11 protein-coding genes are annotated in these 16,135 nt (G+C 33.9%); 10 read left to right on the top strand and 1 reads right to left on the bottom strand.

Annotation, left to right across the window (positions count from 1 at the left end):
• Positions 1–23: 23 nt before the first annotated feature.
• From J0M37_15510 to J0M37_15485, 6 genes are all read left to right on the top strand, one after another.
• The gene (locus tag J0M37_15510) at positions 24–302 is read left to right on the top strand and encodes a helix-turn-helix domain-containing protein (GenBank protein ID MBN8586496.1); all 279 of its coding nucleotides are present in this window, start codon (positions 24–26) and stop codon (positions 300–302) included.
• A gap of 7 nt (positions 303–309) precedes the next feature.
• Positions 310–837: a hypothetical protein gene (locus J0M37_15505; protein ID MBN8586495.1), complete on the top strand. Its 528-nt coding sequence runs from the start codon at positions 310–312 to the stop codon at positions 835–837.
• Between the two features lie 32 nt (positions 838–869).
• Complete coding sequence (locus tag J0M37_15500) at positions 870–1,904, top strand: site-specific integrase (protein MBN8586494.1); 1,035 nt, start codon at positions 870–872, stop codon at positions 1,902–1,904.
• Between the two features lie 163 nt (positions 1,905–2,067).
• The gene (locus J0M37_15495; GenBank protein ID MBN8586493.1) at positions 2,068–2,229 is read left to right on the top strand and encodes a hypothetical protein; all 162 of its coding nucleotides are present in this window, start codon (positions 2,068–2,070) and stop codon (positions 2,227–2,229) included.
• Positions 2,230–2,253: 24 nt separating this feature from the next.
• Entirely contained in the window at positions 2,254–2,601 is a 348-nt protein-coding gene (locus J0M37_15490) for a hypothetical protein (GenBank protein MBN8586492.1), read from the top strand.
• Positions 2,602–2,778: 177 nt separating this feature from the next.
• Positions 2,779–4,092, top strand: coding sequence for a hypothetical protein (locus J0M37_15485; protein ID MBN8586491.1), 1,314 nt, complete (start codon positions 2,779–2,781; stop codon positions 4,090–4,092).
• A gap of 314 nt (positions 4,093–4,406) precedes the next feature.
• Here J0M37_15485 and J0M37_15480 read toward each other — a convergent pair whose 3' ends face one another.
• The gene (locus tag J0M37_15480) at positions 4,407–5,861 is read right to left on the bottom strand and encodes a hypothetical protein (protein ID MBN8586490.1); all 1,455 of its coding nucleotides are present in this window, start codon (positions 5,859–5,861) and stop codon (positions 4,407–4,409) included.
• A gap of 185 nt (positions 5,862–6,046) precedes the next feature.
• Here J0M37_15480 and J0M37_15475 point away from each other — a divergent pair, with 185 nt between their 5' ends.
• From J0M37_15475 to J0M37_15460, 4 genes are all read left to right on the top strand, one after another.
• Positions 6,047–6,415, top strand: coding sequence for a hypothetical protein (locus tag J0M37_15475; GenBank protein MBN8586489.1), 369 nt, complete (start codon positions 6,047–6,049; stop codon positions 6,413–6,415).
• Between the two features lie 328 nt (positions 6,416–6,743).
• A complete protein-coding gene (locus tag J0M37_15470; GenBank protein MBN8586488.1) occupies positions 6,744–7,985 on the top strand; it encodes a T9SS type A sorting domain-containing protein in 1,242 nt (413 codons plus the stop codon).
• An 18-nt stretch (positions 7,986–8,003) separates the two neighbouring features.
• Positions 8,004–15,518 carry an OmpA family protein gene (locus tag J0M37_15465; GenBank protein MBN8586487.1) on the top strand — a complete coding sequence of 2,505 codons (7,515 nt, stop codon included), beginning with the start codon at positions 8,004–8,006 and terminating at the stop codon, positions 15,516–15,518.
• 145 nt (positions 15,519–15,663) lie between these two features.
• Positions 15,664–15,813, top strand: a complete 150-nt coding sequence (locus J0M37_15460; protein ID MBN8586486.1) for a hypothetical protein — start codon at positions 15,664–15,666, stop codon at positions 15,811–15,813.
• Positions 15,814–16,135: the final 322 nt, after the last annotated feature.

Genomic DNA, 16,135 nt, shown 5'->3' with positions numbered 1-16,135 from the left:
TAATAATTAAACAACTATTCAAGATGACTCAAAAACAAATCGAAATGACCTTAATTGAAATTAAAGAACTACTAAAGGTTCAGCGGATAAAGCCTTATACCTTCAATGAAGCTGCTGAATATCTCGGGATATCCAAATCATACCTTTACAAATTAACCTCAGGCGGAAAAATACCGTATTATAAGCCTTTCGGCAAAAAGATTTATTTTGATAAGGTCATGCTGGATGATTGGGTATATCAGAATCCGGTAAAAGGAACTGCTGATATTGAAGCTGAAGCCGTAAAATATTTATCTAAATAGGTGAATAATGTCAAAAAAGATAAATATATCACTAATTAAGGGCAGGAAGGTTTACACCAATCAAAAATTGGCTGAGTTATTTCATGTTCATATTCGCACTATTCAGGTGTGGAAAAGAGAAGGTATGAAGCCGCTTGAAGAACATGCAAGACCGCATCTTTACTTGGGATTTGTAGTTAAAGAGTTTCTTCAAAAAAAATTTAAAAGTAATAAGAAAAAATTAGAATTACATCAATTCTACTGCCTAAAATGCAGGAAAGAAACTATAAGTAAGCCTGAAAAATTGCGATATATCATAACCGAAAAAGGCTTGGGGAATGGAAATAAACATGCAAAAATAACTGGCAATTGTAACTTTTGCGGGACTGCAATATACAGGTTCGCTTCTGATAAGATCATAAATAAAATGATCTCATTGAAGATACTTAAAGCGAAAGGAAAAGGATTAATGAGTAACTCATCTCTCCCTTTAAACACTGACATAGACAGGGTTACTAAAAAACATATAAGCGAACAATTAACTTTGAATTTTTAACAGAAAATATATTAATGAGAGGAGCTTTAAATATGACAATTAACATTCAGAATATTAAGACCAAACAGGAATATTACAAATGGCTGCAGGAAGTTAAAGGTAAGAATCCAGCAACTATTGATAAGATTGAAAGTGCTTTAACAAAATATGAAGAATTTTCAAATTATGAAGAATTTGCTAAGTTTGGAAAGGAAAAAGCATTATCATACAAAACCTGGCTTAAAAAGTCCAGTTACAGAGATAAGCCTATCCAGATATCTACCTACTGCCATTATTTGAAAATGCTGAAAAATTTTTATGAATGGCTGCTTATGCAACCGGGATATAAAAGCAGGTTATCCGGCAACGATATAGCCTACCTGAATACAGCTGATTCGGAAAGCAAAATATCTCAGCAGGGGAGATTAAAGAAAAACCCTTCACTTGATTATGTTTTAAAGCTAAGTGCTTCTGTGAAGGGAAAGAGTGAAGTAGAAATGCGTGACCGTTCTTTAATTGCCTTTACGGTACTTACCGGTATGAGGGATTCAGCAATTGCGAGTTTACCCTTAGGATGTATTGATATTGAAGAAATGGAGGTTTACCAAGACCCGAAAGAAGGAGTCAAAACAAAGTTTTCCAAACAAATTAAAAGCAAGATTTTCAACTTTGAGCCTAAATTACTTAAATATGTAACTGATTGGGTGGAATACCTTAAAGCAAAGGGCTTTAAAAAAGACGACCCGGTTTTTCCCAGATCGAAATCAACATCAAAAGGAAATGATCTATGCTTTGAAAAATCAGACGAAGTGGAACCGGTATTCTGGACAGGTTCGGGTCGTATAAGACATATTTTTAAAAACCGGGCTAAAGATGCAAAGATGGAGTATTACAATCCTCATTCTTTCAGAAAATTGACGGCTCACTTAGCATTGGAAAAATGTGTGAACGGCGAGGAAATGGCTGCTGTGAGCCAGCATTTTGGTCATGAGCATGTGGCAACAACTATAGGCTCATACGTAAATTTTAATTCGTTCAAATTATCCCAGGTTTTGAAGAAAATTGATAAAAGAAAGAAAAAGGATTAGAATTTGTTGCGCGGTTGTTACTTGCAGTTTTATAAACAATGCAGTAACAATACTTTAAAAGTAATCAACGGATTAGAATCAGTAACACTTGTAAAAAAGTTGTGCATAATTTATGTATAATATAAAAACACATATATTAAATTTGTGCCCAAATTGCGGCGAAATGAAAATTGTTGACAGATATTTTTTTGATCACGAAAAAAGTATTTTTGTACTTTTCGTCTGCCCCAAATGTGATGAAAAGCCTATAATAAAAGATGTTATGTGTTATTATGGTAAAAATGGTTATTTAGGAGATGAAGAACGCAATGATAGCACAAACTAAAAAAATAAAGGAGTAAATATGCAATTGAAGATTGGAAAACACGATCTGAATGAAGACCTGAGCATGGAATTGTTTCTAAAAATGGTCAGATGGCGCTGGGAGAATTTTGGATTAGATCTTTGCGTTGATGAATGTCAGGATTTACTAAATGAGTATGATTTTGTAATGGATTGGGTTTACCACAAAGATGAAGAGTATGGATGCGAGTTAATACACTTTTTTATAACAGTTAAAAATCCGGATATAATTAAAACTAAACTTGATGATGTAGGTTATTTTGAATTTGAGTTTATGAATGTGGTTGGCAAACCGGAAAGTGAAAATGAACTCAATTTGCTGGAAATTATAGAAAATAGTATATCGGAAAACTAGTTTAATCGCTCAAAGTTTTCTCAGGAAGATTTTGTTATGTTTTAATTGTTCGTTTTAATACTGTTTTTTGAGGTGTGATACTTTAACTGACAGAATTTTATCTATTTCATTTTCAAAAAAATATTCGTTAAATTAACAGTTAAATTTTGCTAAGAATAAATTTAATAACAAATAGAGATGAGAATATCTATATTTCTAATCATATTTATTCAATTTATACTTTCAAATGATTATTGTTTAGGTCAAACACAGTACCAGCTTACAATAGGCGGACCAAATATTGACGATGAACATTCATTGATACAAGTAGCGGATGGCAGTTATGTTTTAGCCGGGTATACAAATCCTGATTATACACAAAATAATGATTTTTATATTGTGAAAATTAATATAGATGATTCAATAAAATGGAGTATGTCACTGGGTGGAAGTGGGACCGATATTGCTCACTCAATAATTCAAACTAAAGATGGTGGATTTGCGGTAGTTGGTTTAACTAACTCGTATAGTGAAAAATCTGATGCTTGTCTTATTGTAAAGTTAGATAGCAATGGTGCTCTAACATGGAGCAGAACTGTTGGGGGAGGAAAGGGAGAATGGTGTTCTTCTATTGTACAAACAAAAGATGGAGGTTATGCTATAGCCGGATATTCCTTCTCGTTTGGATCTGGTAAAAGTGATCTTTACATTTTCAAACTTGATGTCAATGGGAAACTTTTATGGTCCAAAACAATTGGCGGAACTGATCATGATGTAGCAAGAGACATTATTCTAACTGAGGATGGAGGTTTTGCTTTAGCAGGATATACTTTTTCTTATGGGGAAGGAGGTTCTGATTATTTTATCGTAAAACTTGATGGCTATGGTAATGTTGAATGGAGCAGAACTATAGGCGGGACAGGGTGGGAAGATGCAAATTCAATTATACAAACTAAAGACGGAAGTTTTGTTATAGCTGGATATACAGATTCCTTTGGTGCTGGATTCAAGGATTGCTATATTGTGAAACTTGATGCTTCCGGAAGATTACAATGGAGTAGAACCGTAGGTGGTACTGGATTTGAAGAAGCATTATCAGTCATAGAGGCATTTGACAACGGATATGGTATTGCCGGTTACACTAATTCTTTTGGAGCGGGCGGCAATGATTTTTATGTTTTAAACCTTGATAAAAGCGGGAAACTGAAGTGGAGCAAAACTGTAGGAGGAATTAATTATGAAGCTGCGGAAAGCATTAATCAAACAACTGACGGCGGTTTTGTTATTGCCGGTTATACTGATTCTTTTGGCTTTGGAAACTTTGATATTTACATTGTAAAGCTAAGCGATAGTGGATATACTTGTGAGAATTCTTACTCACCTGTTAGTATTTTAGGAAGGGGAGGAATTGCATCTTCAGTTGACCTGAAATCTGTTTCCCAAACCTCTATCCTGACTTCTGTTACACCTGATGTTAGCAATGGAGGTAAATTAACTACAATTTGTAAATAGCACTTATAAACGGCATAATTCCATTTTCTACAAAAAAGCTGCGAATTATTTTTTATAATTAATATTAGTTATTAATAATTTCGTAGTTTTTTTACAACAACAATTACTATTATAAGTTATAACTTTACTGTAATGTCTCAATTCGATAAAGTATATAAAAATTAATCACGTATAATTTAACCAGATTAATTTTATTATAAAAGTTTTATGTTTTAAATTATGTTGAATTAATTTAAATCCAATAGGATTAACATTTTTTTTATTTCGACTAATTGAATTATAATACCTGCAAATAATATTCATTTATTACATTCTTACTCAATTCTTTTTTTCAAAAATTTAATAAGCCAGTCTTTTGCATAAAAATTAAAAGAATTAGCTGTAATGTTATCTAGTAGTTTTCTGAATTCGTACATTTTGCTATCCATATTATTTGCTTCGTGATTAATTCTGATAATTTTTTGAACATAATCTGCAAATGTTGTGTAAGCGCGAATAAAATGCTCGCCAATATCTTTGTGAGTTTTTATGTATTTTTTTATCAGTTCTAAAATGTCAATTGCCGCTAATAGTTCATTTTGAATAAGCGTAATTCGCAGTTCAAGGAATTTCACATCGAAATACATTAAATAATTTTCGGTTTTAACTTTAGTTAATAAAAATCTTGCAGTATTAAATTCTTCTTTAAAGAAAAATAATTTGGCAGCCAGCAGATTTGTAATATTATCTGAATTATTTTCTTTAATTAAGTTTTTGGTCCTGTTAAGGAAATCCAAGCCCCAGTCATAACTTTTAAAACCGATGGCGCATTCTATAATGATTTTGAGATCGATAAATGTTACTCCGTATTTTTTTAATATCTCCTTCTTTTCCATTAATTCAGCCAGCTTTATAACTTCAATTTCGTATTCACTGTGGCCTTCATTAACGATTTTTGATAACGTATGCAATAGTGTTAAATAATATCCATTTTCATTAATTTTTATGTTTGGATCAATATTATTTATATAATTTATATACTCCCTGTAAATATCTAAGTTGAATCCCTTATTTTGAAGTTCAAGGGCTAAATACCTGAAAGCAATTTCAGGATCATTTTTGAAAATATTAACTTTGTTTCTTTCAATATGTTCGTTTATGCAATGCGATAAAGTGAACATATGTTCAAGATCTATTCTATTGGTATATTCATAGGAAGTAAAACGCTGGAAGAGAAACAGTTTGTTTGCAATATAGTATTTATCCAAATATTCATTAACTTTATAACCATCATCATTTTGAAATTCATTAATTCTTGAATCAATAAAATTAAATCTTTTAGAATATAGCTGCTGCATTTCCAGGTAATAAGTATCATCTCTTTCTGAATATGTCTCTATGCTTTCTTTCAGCTTGTTGAATTGTTTCTGGAATTCTGTTTTATAATTTTTTCTTTGATGCCAATTAAGTGATTGTTTTCCTTTAGTGATTAAATCTGAAGAGAATTCGTAATAAGAATAAAATTCGTTTAACCTATTTTTATATTCTGATAATAGTTTCCTGATGTTTGCATAATTATTGTCAGAATCTTCCCCAGGGTAAAACTCATCGTTAATATTTTCAAGAGTAAGGGTATTGTTATTCCCAGCTCTTGAATTTTTAATAATAAAGTCATGCAGTTTTGTTAATCTTCTTGGAATTTTGAAAAATGGAGAGTGAAAATAATCAGTTAAATACTGCATTTCATCTCCCGAAAAGTTCTTAAATAACTCTGTAATATCAATAAACATTTTTTTACAATACCAAAATTCACAATTTATGCCTTAAATTAGTGATAAATTGCTGAAAGCGCAATAAAATAATATACTTACACTCATTAGGACTTCACAATTAACATAATTTTTCTTTGGATTTAGTATAAATGTTTTAAGATATTAAGGAATTCAAATTCAATTAGTTTCTTCAAAACAAAAAAATGGCTCTGAGAAAGAGAATTTCATCAATTAAAATTGCTAAGGCAGCCAAAAGACTTGAAGCAATGATAAATATTGATAAGAGATATTATAAAACTATAAATTATGGATGGGAGCCTAACCCGCTGACAGTAACTGAAATGAATGCGCAAATTGAAGAATGTCGAAAACTGATTAATGAATATAATACCGCACTGGAAATTGCTGACAGGAAATCAATTGAACTTAAAGATGCCGAAACATTACTTGGTGATTTGTTTACACGAGTACTTGCAGGCGGAAAAAGCATTTTTGGGGTTGATAGCCTTGAAGTCGCTGAGCTTGGCGGCACAAGAAGAAGCGAAAGAAAAAAGAAAATTCTAATCAAATAATTAATTTAATGCTGAAAATTTTGTATTTAATGCTGATGTAGCAATTGCACCGGTTGTGAGTGTAAATGATGAAGAAGTTAAAACATATGACACAATAGTAGAAGCAATCGCAGATTTAGAAAATGAATAAAGTATTCCAAAGGAAAAACTGGATAAACTAAAGTTTACATTAAAATGAGCTTAAGCTCACAGGAAAAGTAAAAATTAAGAACGGAGAAATAATAAACAGTTAAACTTAAATTTCTTGACTTAAGTCAAATGCATTGAAATTTCAAATAATTATTATTGTGGGTCAAATTCCATCCAAAAATTTAAACTATATTATTAAATGAAGAAATATTCTTTCATTTTTATTAGCATTTTAACTATGATTCTCTCTGTAGGTTGGCTGAGAGATTATAAAGGTAAAATAGACATAGATGACAGTTCGGATGATGATATACAGTTTTATAATCAAAGTACCGGTTGGTTTTGCTCTTCTGTATACAGGGATACAGTTTTTAGAACCAACAACAGTGGCTTGAATTGGACAGGATATTTAACTGTGGATACGAATCGTTTATCGACACTCTTTTTCGTAGACCAGAATACCGGTTGGGCCGTGGGCAGGAGAGGAAAAATAGTCAAAACCACAACCGGAGGAACATCTTGGTTTCTGCAGACTTCAGGTGTACAATCATGGCTAAATGATGTTAAGTTTATTGATGCACAGACTGGTTTTATAGTTGGATCATACGACTCATTGCGTATCATACTAAAAACAACCACTGGTGGAGCAACCTGGTTAAACTTAAGTTCAAACGGAACCGGAAGACTGTTTTCGGTTAAAATGCTGAGCGCAAATACCGTTTATGCCGCAGGAGATTCCGGACGCATAATATTTACATCCAACGGAGGAAGCAGTTGGAATACGCAAACAACCAACGTCAACACTACTTTAAGAGAGATTGTAATGAAGTCACCAACTATTGGATGCGCAGTGGGGTTGAATGGTATAATTTTAACAACTTCGAACAGCGGAATAAATTGGGTGAATCGTACTTTCAACAATATAAATTTTTATTCAATAGATTTCGGCTCAAACGATACCGGATATACCGGTGGGCAAAACGGTAAAATTTACAAGACAACAAACGGCGGAGTTAACTGGTTTCAGCAGTCAACTCCAGTAGATACTTCTAAGAACATTAAAAGTATTTTTTGCATAAGCAATCAAATTGTATGGGCAAGTGCCAAAGGTGATGGACTCATATATACAACAAACGGGGGAATAACAGGTATATCTAGCATTTCAACTGAAGTACCTTCAGAGTATTCCCTGTTTCAAAATTATCCAAATCCATTTAATCCGAATACTAAGATTCAATTCAGCATCCCAAAACCAGCATTTACAAAATTTACAATCTATGATGTTGCGGGAAGAGTAATGGCTATTCTTGTTAATGAAGAATTGCAACCCGGCAAGTATGAAGTAGATTGGGATGCTTCGCATAGGGCAAGCGGAGTGTATTACTATAAGCTGGAAGCGGAAGGGTTTAGTGAGACGAAGAAGATGGTATTATTAAAATAATTCTCAACAGACATAGAATTGAATAATTCATCCGAAAATAATAATTCATCAGCAAACCAATTCCTTAAAAAGGATAGTGGGAAAACAAAGTCCAATGCCATTGAAATCCCTTCAGTTTCACTTCCTAAAGGCGGCGGAGCTATTAAGGGAATAGACGAAAAGTTTTCTGTAAATGCTGTAAATGGTACAGCTTCATTTTCAATTCCAATCCCGGTTTCACAGGCTCGTGGTGTTACCCCAAATCTTAGTCTATCATACAATTCAGGCGGTGGTAATGGCGTTTTCGGATTGGGCTGGTCACTTGGTATATCATCAATAAAAAGAAAGACAAATAAAAAACTACCTGAATATTTTGATAGTATAGATTCTGATACGTATCTCTTCTCAGAAGCTGAAGACCTTGTGCCTGAATTTAAAAAGGATGAAAATGGATATTTTGAAAAAGACCCCAATGATAATTATATAATAAATGAAAAGAATTCACCTGATGGTTTTTATAGAATCAGATATTATAGACCCAGAATTGAAGGTTTATTTGCACGAATAGAAAGATGGACTAATATTGCTTCCGGTGAAATAAAATGGAGGATAATTACTAAAGATAATATAACTACTTTATACGGATGGAGCGGCAGCTCTAGATTAAGCGATCCACAAAATAACTTAAAGATCTTTGAATGGATGCCTGAGTTTGTTTTTGACGATAAAGGTAATTGTGCTATTTACAGATATAAGCATGAAGATTCCTTAGGATTTAACCCTGGTTTACTTCATAACAGAAACAGAATAGAAAATGGCAATTTAAAATATACAAATATTTATCTTGAAAAAATTCTGTATGGTAATAAAATACCTTATGATAAATTTGGAGATGCATATCCTGCTGATTCCAGCTTTATGTTTCAAACAATTTTTGATTATGGCACACTTCTGCCGGGTGATGCGGTTGATACAATAAATCAATGGGATTTCAGAAATGATGATTTTTCGGAATACAAATCCGGCTTTGAAATAAGAACTACCCGGTTATGTAAACGGGTGTTATTATTTCATTACTTTGAAGAGCTCCCTGAAGGCTCTGTTTTGGTAAAATCTTTAAATTTAAATTATGATACATCTATTGAAAATGGTTTTACTTTTTTAACTTCATTATCTTCTTTTGGATATATAAGGAAACCGGATGGAACATATACAAGTAAAAAGCTCCCTGACCTTGAGTTTGAATATCAAAAACATGAATGGAATAATGATGTAAAATTTATAAATGCAGATAACCTGATTCACTCGCCGGTTGGACTTGATGAGCAGTTGTATCAGTTTACTGATCTGTATAATGAAGGTTTAAACGGAATTCTGACAGAACAGGCTAACGGCTGGTATTACAAACATAACCTTGGGAACGGAAAATTTGAACATGCAAAATTAGTTTCACCTAAGCCTTCATTTTCGGGATTGGGAAGACAATTACAGTTAGCGGATTTGGATGCAGATGGAGGTAAACAGCTTGTTTCTTATGATTCAGAACCAAAAGGTTTCTTTGAATTAGACGATGAAAATAAATGGCAGCCATTCAGGTATTTTGATGCCCTACCAAACATTAATCTCAGGGATCCTAATACTCGCATGATTGATTTGAATGGTGATGGAATTGCAGATGTATTGATTTCAGAAGATAACGTATTTACATGGTATGAATCAGAAGGAAGAAAAGGAATTCAAAACATTCACAAAAATTATATAGGAGATGATGAAGAGAAAGGTCCACGCATAATTTTCGCTGATTTAGAACAAAGCATTTACCTTTCAGATATGAGTGGAGATGGGCTGATGGACATTGTCAGGATCAGAAATGGTGAGGTATGTTATTGGCCTAACTTAGGATATGGAAAATTTGGAGCAAAAGTTAGCATGGATAATGCGCCACTATTTGACCACCCAGATTCATTTAATCCCATGTACATAAAATTAGCAGATATTGATGGTTCCGGAACATCGGATATAATTTATCTGGGCAAAAACAATTTCAATTGCTGGTTAAATCTAAGTGGAAATAGCTTTCATACAATTCCTTATGTAATAGAATCTTTTCCGGAGGTCAATAATCAGTCAAAAATCACTGTAACTGATCTTCTAGGTAACGGCGTTGCCTGTATTGTGTGGTCAAGCAGTCTTGAAAAAGACGCAGTAAAACCACTAAAATATATTGATTTGATGAGCAGCAAAAAGCCGCATATTATGACTTCTTATAAAAATAACCTTGGTAAAGAAGTTTATATGGAATATACACCTTCAACCAGGTTTTATATTGAAGATAAACTGGCAGGCAATCCCTGGATAACCAAACTTCATTTTCCTGTTCACTGTGTTTCCAAATCAGAAATTCATGATAAGATTTCAGGTCATAGATTTGTTACAGCATATAAATATCATCATGGATATTATGACCATCCTGAGGGTGAGTTCCGCGGTTTTGGAATGGTTGAACAAACTGATTCGGAACATTTTGAAGATTGGGTTAAGGGAAATTCCTCGAATATAGTTGATAATGAATTACACCGGGAGCCTGTAGTTTCAAAAAGCTGGTTCCATACAGGTGCTTTCCTTGGCAAAGAGAGAATTCTTAACCAGTTTGCCCGTGAATACTGGTATGAGGAAATGCAAAGAAAGGGCTATCCTGTTTCACATGGTGAAATGAATTTACCTGAGGCACAAGTGATTCCAGCTCCGGGTTTATTCTCTAACGATACTTACGAACTTAATCCAACTGAATGGCGCGAAGCGCTTCGTTCATGCAAAGGAATGCCATTACGTTCTGAAATTTTTGCTTACGATGCCCCAGGAGATAATCCAACCCAGGCGCAGCTTATTAAACAACTTACACCTTATAATGTTTCAACTCATAATTGTGTAATTGAATTGCTGCAGCCAAAGGGAAACAACAATCACGCAGTTTTTATAGTCAAAGAAAGCGAAGCAATAACATATAGCTACGAAAGAAAAATCGATGATCCAAGGATTGCACATACTCTGAATATTAAGCTGGATGAATATGGAAACGTGTTAGAATCAGCTTCAGTTGTATACCCAAGAACTTCAGTACAGATTGATAATTCGTTACCTCAAATTACAAAAGATGAGCAGCTCAAAACTTCAATAATTTACACTCAAAATTCATTTACAAATGATGTTATTGGAAATGATGTTTATCGCCAGAGATTGCCTTCGGAAGTTAAAACATTTGAACTAAAAGGTGTGAATGCTACTTCTGGAAATTATTACAAATTAAGTGATTTTAATGATATCCTTTCTGATGATAAATCTACCGAAGTTGAATATTATGATTTGGCAGAACCTGCTGTAGGAGTAACGCAGAGAAGATTAATTGAACATGTTAGATCGGTTTATTACAAAGATGACCTGACTGGTTCGCTTTCATTACACTCAATCGAGTCAAAGGCTTTATCCTATGAAAACTATCAGCTTGCATATTCTCCTGAACTTCTCACAGATATTTTCGGACCAATTAATCTTCCAGTGTCTAAGATTAATGACTCGCTTATGGAAGAAGGCAAATTCACACATTCAGAAAATGATGCAAACTGGTGGATACGTTCCGGAACTGTTCAATATATTAAAGGCACAGAAAGCGTTATTGATGCGAAAAACCGTTTCTTCATGCCGGTTTCATATACTGACCCATACGGAGCTGTAACGAGAGTTAAGTTTTTTGGCAATTACAATTTCTTTATTGAAGAAACCGTAGATGCATTGCAAAATAAACAAACGGTTCTGGAATTCAACTTCAGGACTCTTACACCGCAGAAAATGCAGGATGCCAATATGAACATAAGTGAAACTATTGTTGATGAACTTGGGCTTCCTAAGGCTATGGCTGTTATGGGTAAAGGGACTGAAGCGGATTACCTAAGCGGTTTATTTGAATACCATACTGATGATGATATTAATTTAATTACATCATTTTTTAACAAATCTACATTTACATATTTTCCAGTAGATGATGTTGCCGGGCAGTTATTACAAAAAGCTACCGCAAGATTTGTTTATGATTTTGATATATATAAATCTTCAGGCGGTAAAAAACCAGCCGTTGTTGCATCAATTTTAAGAGAAGAACACTATTCCGTTAATCAAAACTCACCTTTGCAAATTAGTTTTGAGTATTCCAATGGACTTGGAAAAGTCGCAATGAAGAAGGTTCAGGCTGAACCCGGAATCGCTAAAAAGGTAATTGTAAATTCTGATAATACATACTCAGTAACTGAAATCAATACATCAAATTCTGCTCCAAAGTTATTAAGGTGGCTCGGAACAGGAAAAACCATATTGAACAATAAAGGAAACCCTGTAAAGCAGTATGAACCATATTTTTCAGTTACATGTCAGTATGAAGATTTTAAGGAGTTAGTTGAGTCTGGGGTAACACCAGTTTTGTATTATGACGCTTTGGGAAGACTTATAAAAACCGATATGCCAGATGCTACATTTACTAAAGTTGAGTTTGATTCATGGAAACAGGTCATTTATGACCAAAATGATACAGTGGAAAACAGTGAATGGTATAAAAAAAGAACTGATAGCTCAAGACCTGATTATATCAATGATTCCAAAGAACACTCAGCAGCGGTTAAAGCTTATGCTCATTACAACACTCCAACACAACACCATTTTGATACGCTCAGAAGACCGGTTCTCCAGATTGAAAATAACGGAAAGGATGAATTAGGAAATGATAGACTCTATTATACAAAAGCTGTACTTGATGTTGAAGGGAATATCAGAAACGTAATTGATGCCAGAAATAACGCAGTTATGAGCTACAAATATGATATGCTTGGCAATATGGTTTACCAGGATAGTATGGATGCAGGAAAAAGGTGGCTGCTGCATAATGCTGTTAATAATCCATTAAGAACATGGGACGAAAGAAGTCATGAGTTCCAGTATTTTTATGATAATCTTCACAGACCAACTGAAAGTATAGTTATTGGCGGAGATGGCGATGAACCGCTGAATAATACTTTTGAACGTATATTTTATGGCGAGTCAGAAATTGACCCTGAACAGAAAAATCTGCGGGGGCAAGTCTATAAGCATTTTGATACCGGTGGTTTAATTGAAACTCCTGAATATGATTTTAAAGGACAGCCAAAATCGAACAAACGAATACTTTTTAAGGATTATAAAACCGTTGCAAACTGGACAGATTCTAACTTAACAGATGCTCTAGAAACCGATGAGTTTGTATTTATCACAGAAACAGATGCGTTGGGGCGAATTACAAAACAAACAGCGCCAGATGGAAGTGTAATTACACCGGGATATAATGAAGCGGGATTGTTATCAAGCGAATCTGTCCATCATTTAAATCCAGATGTTAATTCGACATATATTATAGATATAGACTATAACGAAAAAGGGCAAAGAAACAAGATAATTTACGGCAACGGAGTTACTACTGAATACAATTATGACAGTGAAACATTCCGTTTGAAAAATCTTGTCACAAAAAGACAGGATAACAGCTTATTACAGGATTTGCATTATATATACGATGCTGTGGGAAATATTACCCACATTGAAGATAAGGCAATACCAACGGTGTTTTTTAACAATATGCGAATTGAGCCGGCGAATGAATATACCTATGACTCATTATACAGGTTAATTGAAGCAACAGGGCGGGAAAATGATGCCGCATTAAGTTTTGACAGTAAAGATAACTGGAATGACGCTGCATATATGCACCGGTATAATTCCGGTGACCCAATGGCAATGCGGAATTACACACAAAGTTATGTGTATGATGAAGTTGGAAATATATTACAAATGAATCATTCTGCCGGCTCGCAAAACAGCTGGAACCGTGATTATACTTATGATACAGTTACCAACAGATTGCTAAGTACTAAGGTTGGTACTGAATCATATTTATACCCACACCACCCTCAGCACGGATTTATTACAGCTATGCCTCATTTGGAGGATATTGGATGGAACTTTAAGGAAGAAGTCATCAGAACCGTGCGACAGAGAGTAAATAATGGTGGTACACCCGAGACCACATATTATCAATATGACGGACAGGGGCAGCGTATTAGAAAAATTACCGAAAACCAGGCTGATGAAGGTATTACACCCGCTGTAAAAGATGAACGAATATATATTTCAGGTTATGAATTATATAAAAAAACAAGTACTGGTTTAAGGCGAACGAGCTTGAGTTTATTGGAAAAGGAACACCGGTTTGTAATGATTGAAACACGCAATGAAATTGATGACGGTACAGAAGAATTTTTAGTACGCTACCAGCATCATAATCACCTTGGCTCTGCTAACCTTGAGCTTAATGAAAATGCGGAGGTAATTAGCTATGAAGAATACCATCCTTATGGCACAACAGCATACCAGGCAAAGAACAGTGCGATAAGAGCCGCCGCAAAACGCTACCGTTATACGGGAATGGAGCGGGATGAAGAAACAGGATTGGAATACCATAGTGCAAGGTATTATTTGCCGTGGTTAGGGAGATGGTGCAGCGCTGACCCGATTGGGATTGGGGATGGGGTTAATGTGTATGTGTATGGGCGGGGGAATCCGATTGGGCTTGTGGATACTTCAGGTAGACAATCAAATGCTCCGGAGTTTATTGTAGTAAAATGGTGGGACAATACAAGTTACGATAAAAGACAACTTCGTGGAGCTCTTTTTGTAAAGGTAGGCAAAAAAAACTATATTGAACCTGCAGAAAAAAAAGCCAATAAGGATAAAGAAAATATTCAAAGCGTTATTGATATGGATGAATCAACGCGCTTAAAGGGTTGGAAAGAGCGAGTTAAACAAAATAAAGAAAACCTTATTATGATTGAAAAAGATTTACAAAGTAAAAAACAAAGCATTGAAAATAGTCCTTCCGGAGTTTTATATATTGACAAATCATCCGACGGTTACATTCCGAACTTTAATACAACAAATGCAGAGTATGAAAAAATTAAAGCTGATGTAGCTTCTTATGTAAGAAATCAGACTCTGTCTCCGGGACTTACCCCACAAGACAAACTCATACTGAGTGAAGGATTGTCCTCATGGGACGCCTATGCAACAAAAATAGGGAAATCTAATAATAATATGTCTTCGGTGATGAGCAAAGACCCCTACTTATTACCTACAATCGAAATTGATTTACCGAAAAATCTTAATGTAACATTTGCAACAAACAGTGCTATTTTAGATGAAAACGGAAAAAAACAATTAGAAGCACTTTACATTAACTTGATGATAATACCAGACTTGAAAGTGACTTTGATAGGTCATACTGACAGTATTGGTTCTGACGAAGCTAATTTAGAATTATCTAAACAAAGAGCTACTGCAAGCAAAAACTACTTAGTAGAGATGGGCATTTCTGCTGATAGAATAAGTATCGATTGGAAGGGCGAGTCATTGCCAATAGCTAATAATGAGACAGAAGCCGGGAGGGCGCTCAATAGAAGAATTGAGGTAATTCAGAATTGACCATTCCCCACTACTGCAATGAGTTCGCTCTACCCAGTCCACAGTTGAAGCGTGGGATAAGGTAAATGTTTTAGACCAGGAATTCGGCAGATCTATTAATAATTACTTTAATTGTATATAGGTTTGAATTTAAAATAAATAAAATATGCCAAAAGCAAATAAGTCAAATTTTATCATTCATGGAACGTTAACCGATAGAAACAAAAATAAACTTTCTGGTTTTTTAGTAATAGCTTTTGACCGAGATATGCGCTTGGAATTTTTAAAAATTGAAAATGGATTAATAATAGAATAGGATTATAAGAAACATACGCATCAATGCGGAATGACAACGTATTTAATGTTAAAAAGTAGAAGAAATAGAATTTGAGAATTATTAATAATTAATATACAAAAAAATATTTTAATTAAAATTATAAGAATATAAAAAAAAGAAATAATTCATACTTGCTCAATATTAATCTTATTGATTCAAATGGCAAAGCACTTCCAGGTTATATACTGAAGCGTGAGATTGTGATAGCATTTAACATTAAATCAACTTTTTAGGAAATAATATCTTTGGCTTAATAAACTAAAAATTCGATTTTTGCAGATTTTTAAAAAAATAAAATTAT

This window comes from Ignavibacteria bacterium (assembly GCA_017303675.1).
Taxonomy (GTDB): Bacteria; Bacteroidota; Ignavibacteria; order Tepidaquicellales; family OLB5; genus OLB5.
Note: the sequence above shows the minus strand (reverse complement) of the source record. Positions and strands in the feature narration are given on the sequence as shown.

Excerpts from the sequence above, each read along its gene's own strand:
- J0M37_15510 (MBN8586496.1), top strand. The coding sequence starts at position 24 with ATGACTCAAAAACAAATCGAAATGACCTTAATTGAAATTAAAGAACTA.
- J0M37_15485 (MBN8586491.1), top strand. The coding sequence starts at position 2,779 with ATGAGAATATCTATATTTCTAATCATATTTATTCAATTTATACTTTCA.
- J0M37_15495 (MBN8586493.1), top strand. The coding sequence starts at position 2,068 with ATGAAAATTGTTGACAGATATTTTTTTGATCACGAAAAAAGTATTTTT.
- J0M37_15460 (MBN8586486.1), top strand. The coding sequence starts at position 15,664 with ATGCCAAAAGCAAATAAGTCAAATTTTATCATTCATGGAACGTTAACC.
- J0M37_15500 (MBN8586494.1), top strand. The coding sequence starts at position 870 with ATGACAATTAACATTCAGAATATTAAGACCAAACAGGAATATTACAAA.
- J0M37_15505 (MBN8586495.1), top strand. The coding sequence starts at position 310 with ATGTCAAAAAAGATAAATATATCACTAATTAAGGGCAGGAAGGTTTAC.
- J0M37_15475 (MBN8586489.1), top strand. The coding sequence starts at position 6,047 with ATGGCTCTGAGAAAGAGAATTTCATCAATTAAAATTGCTAAGGCAGCC.
- J0M37_15470 (MBN8586488.1), top strand. The coding sequence starts at position 6,744 with ATGAAGAAATATTCTTTCATTTTTATTAGCATTTTAACTATGATTCTC.
- J0M37_15480 (MBN8586490.1), bottom strand. The coding sequence starts at position 5,861 with ATGTTTATTGATATTACAGAGTTATTTAAGAACTTTTCGGGAGATGAA.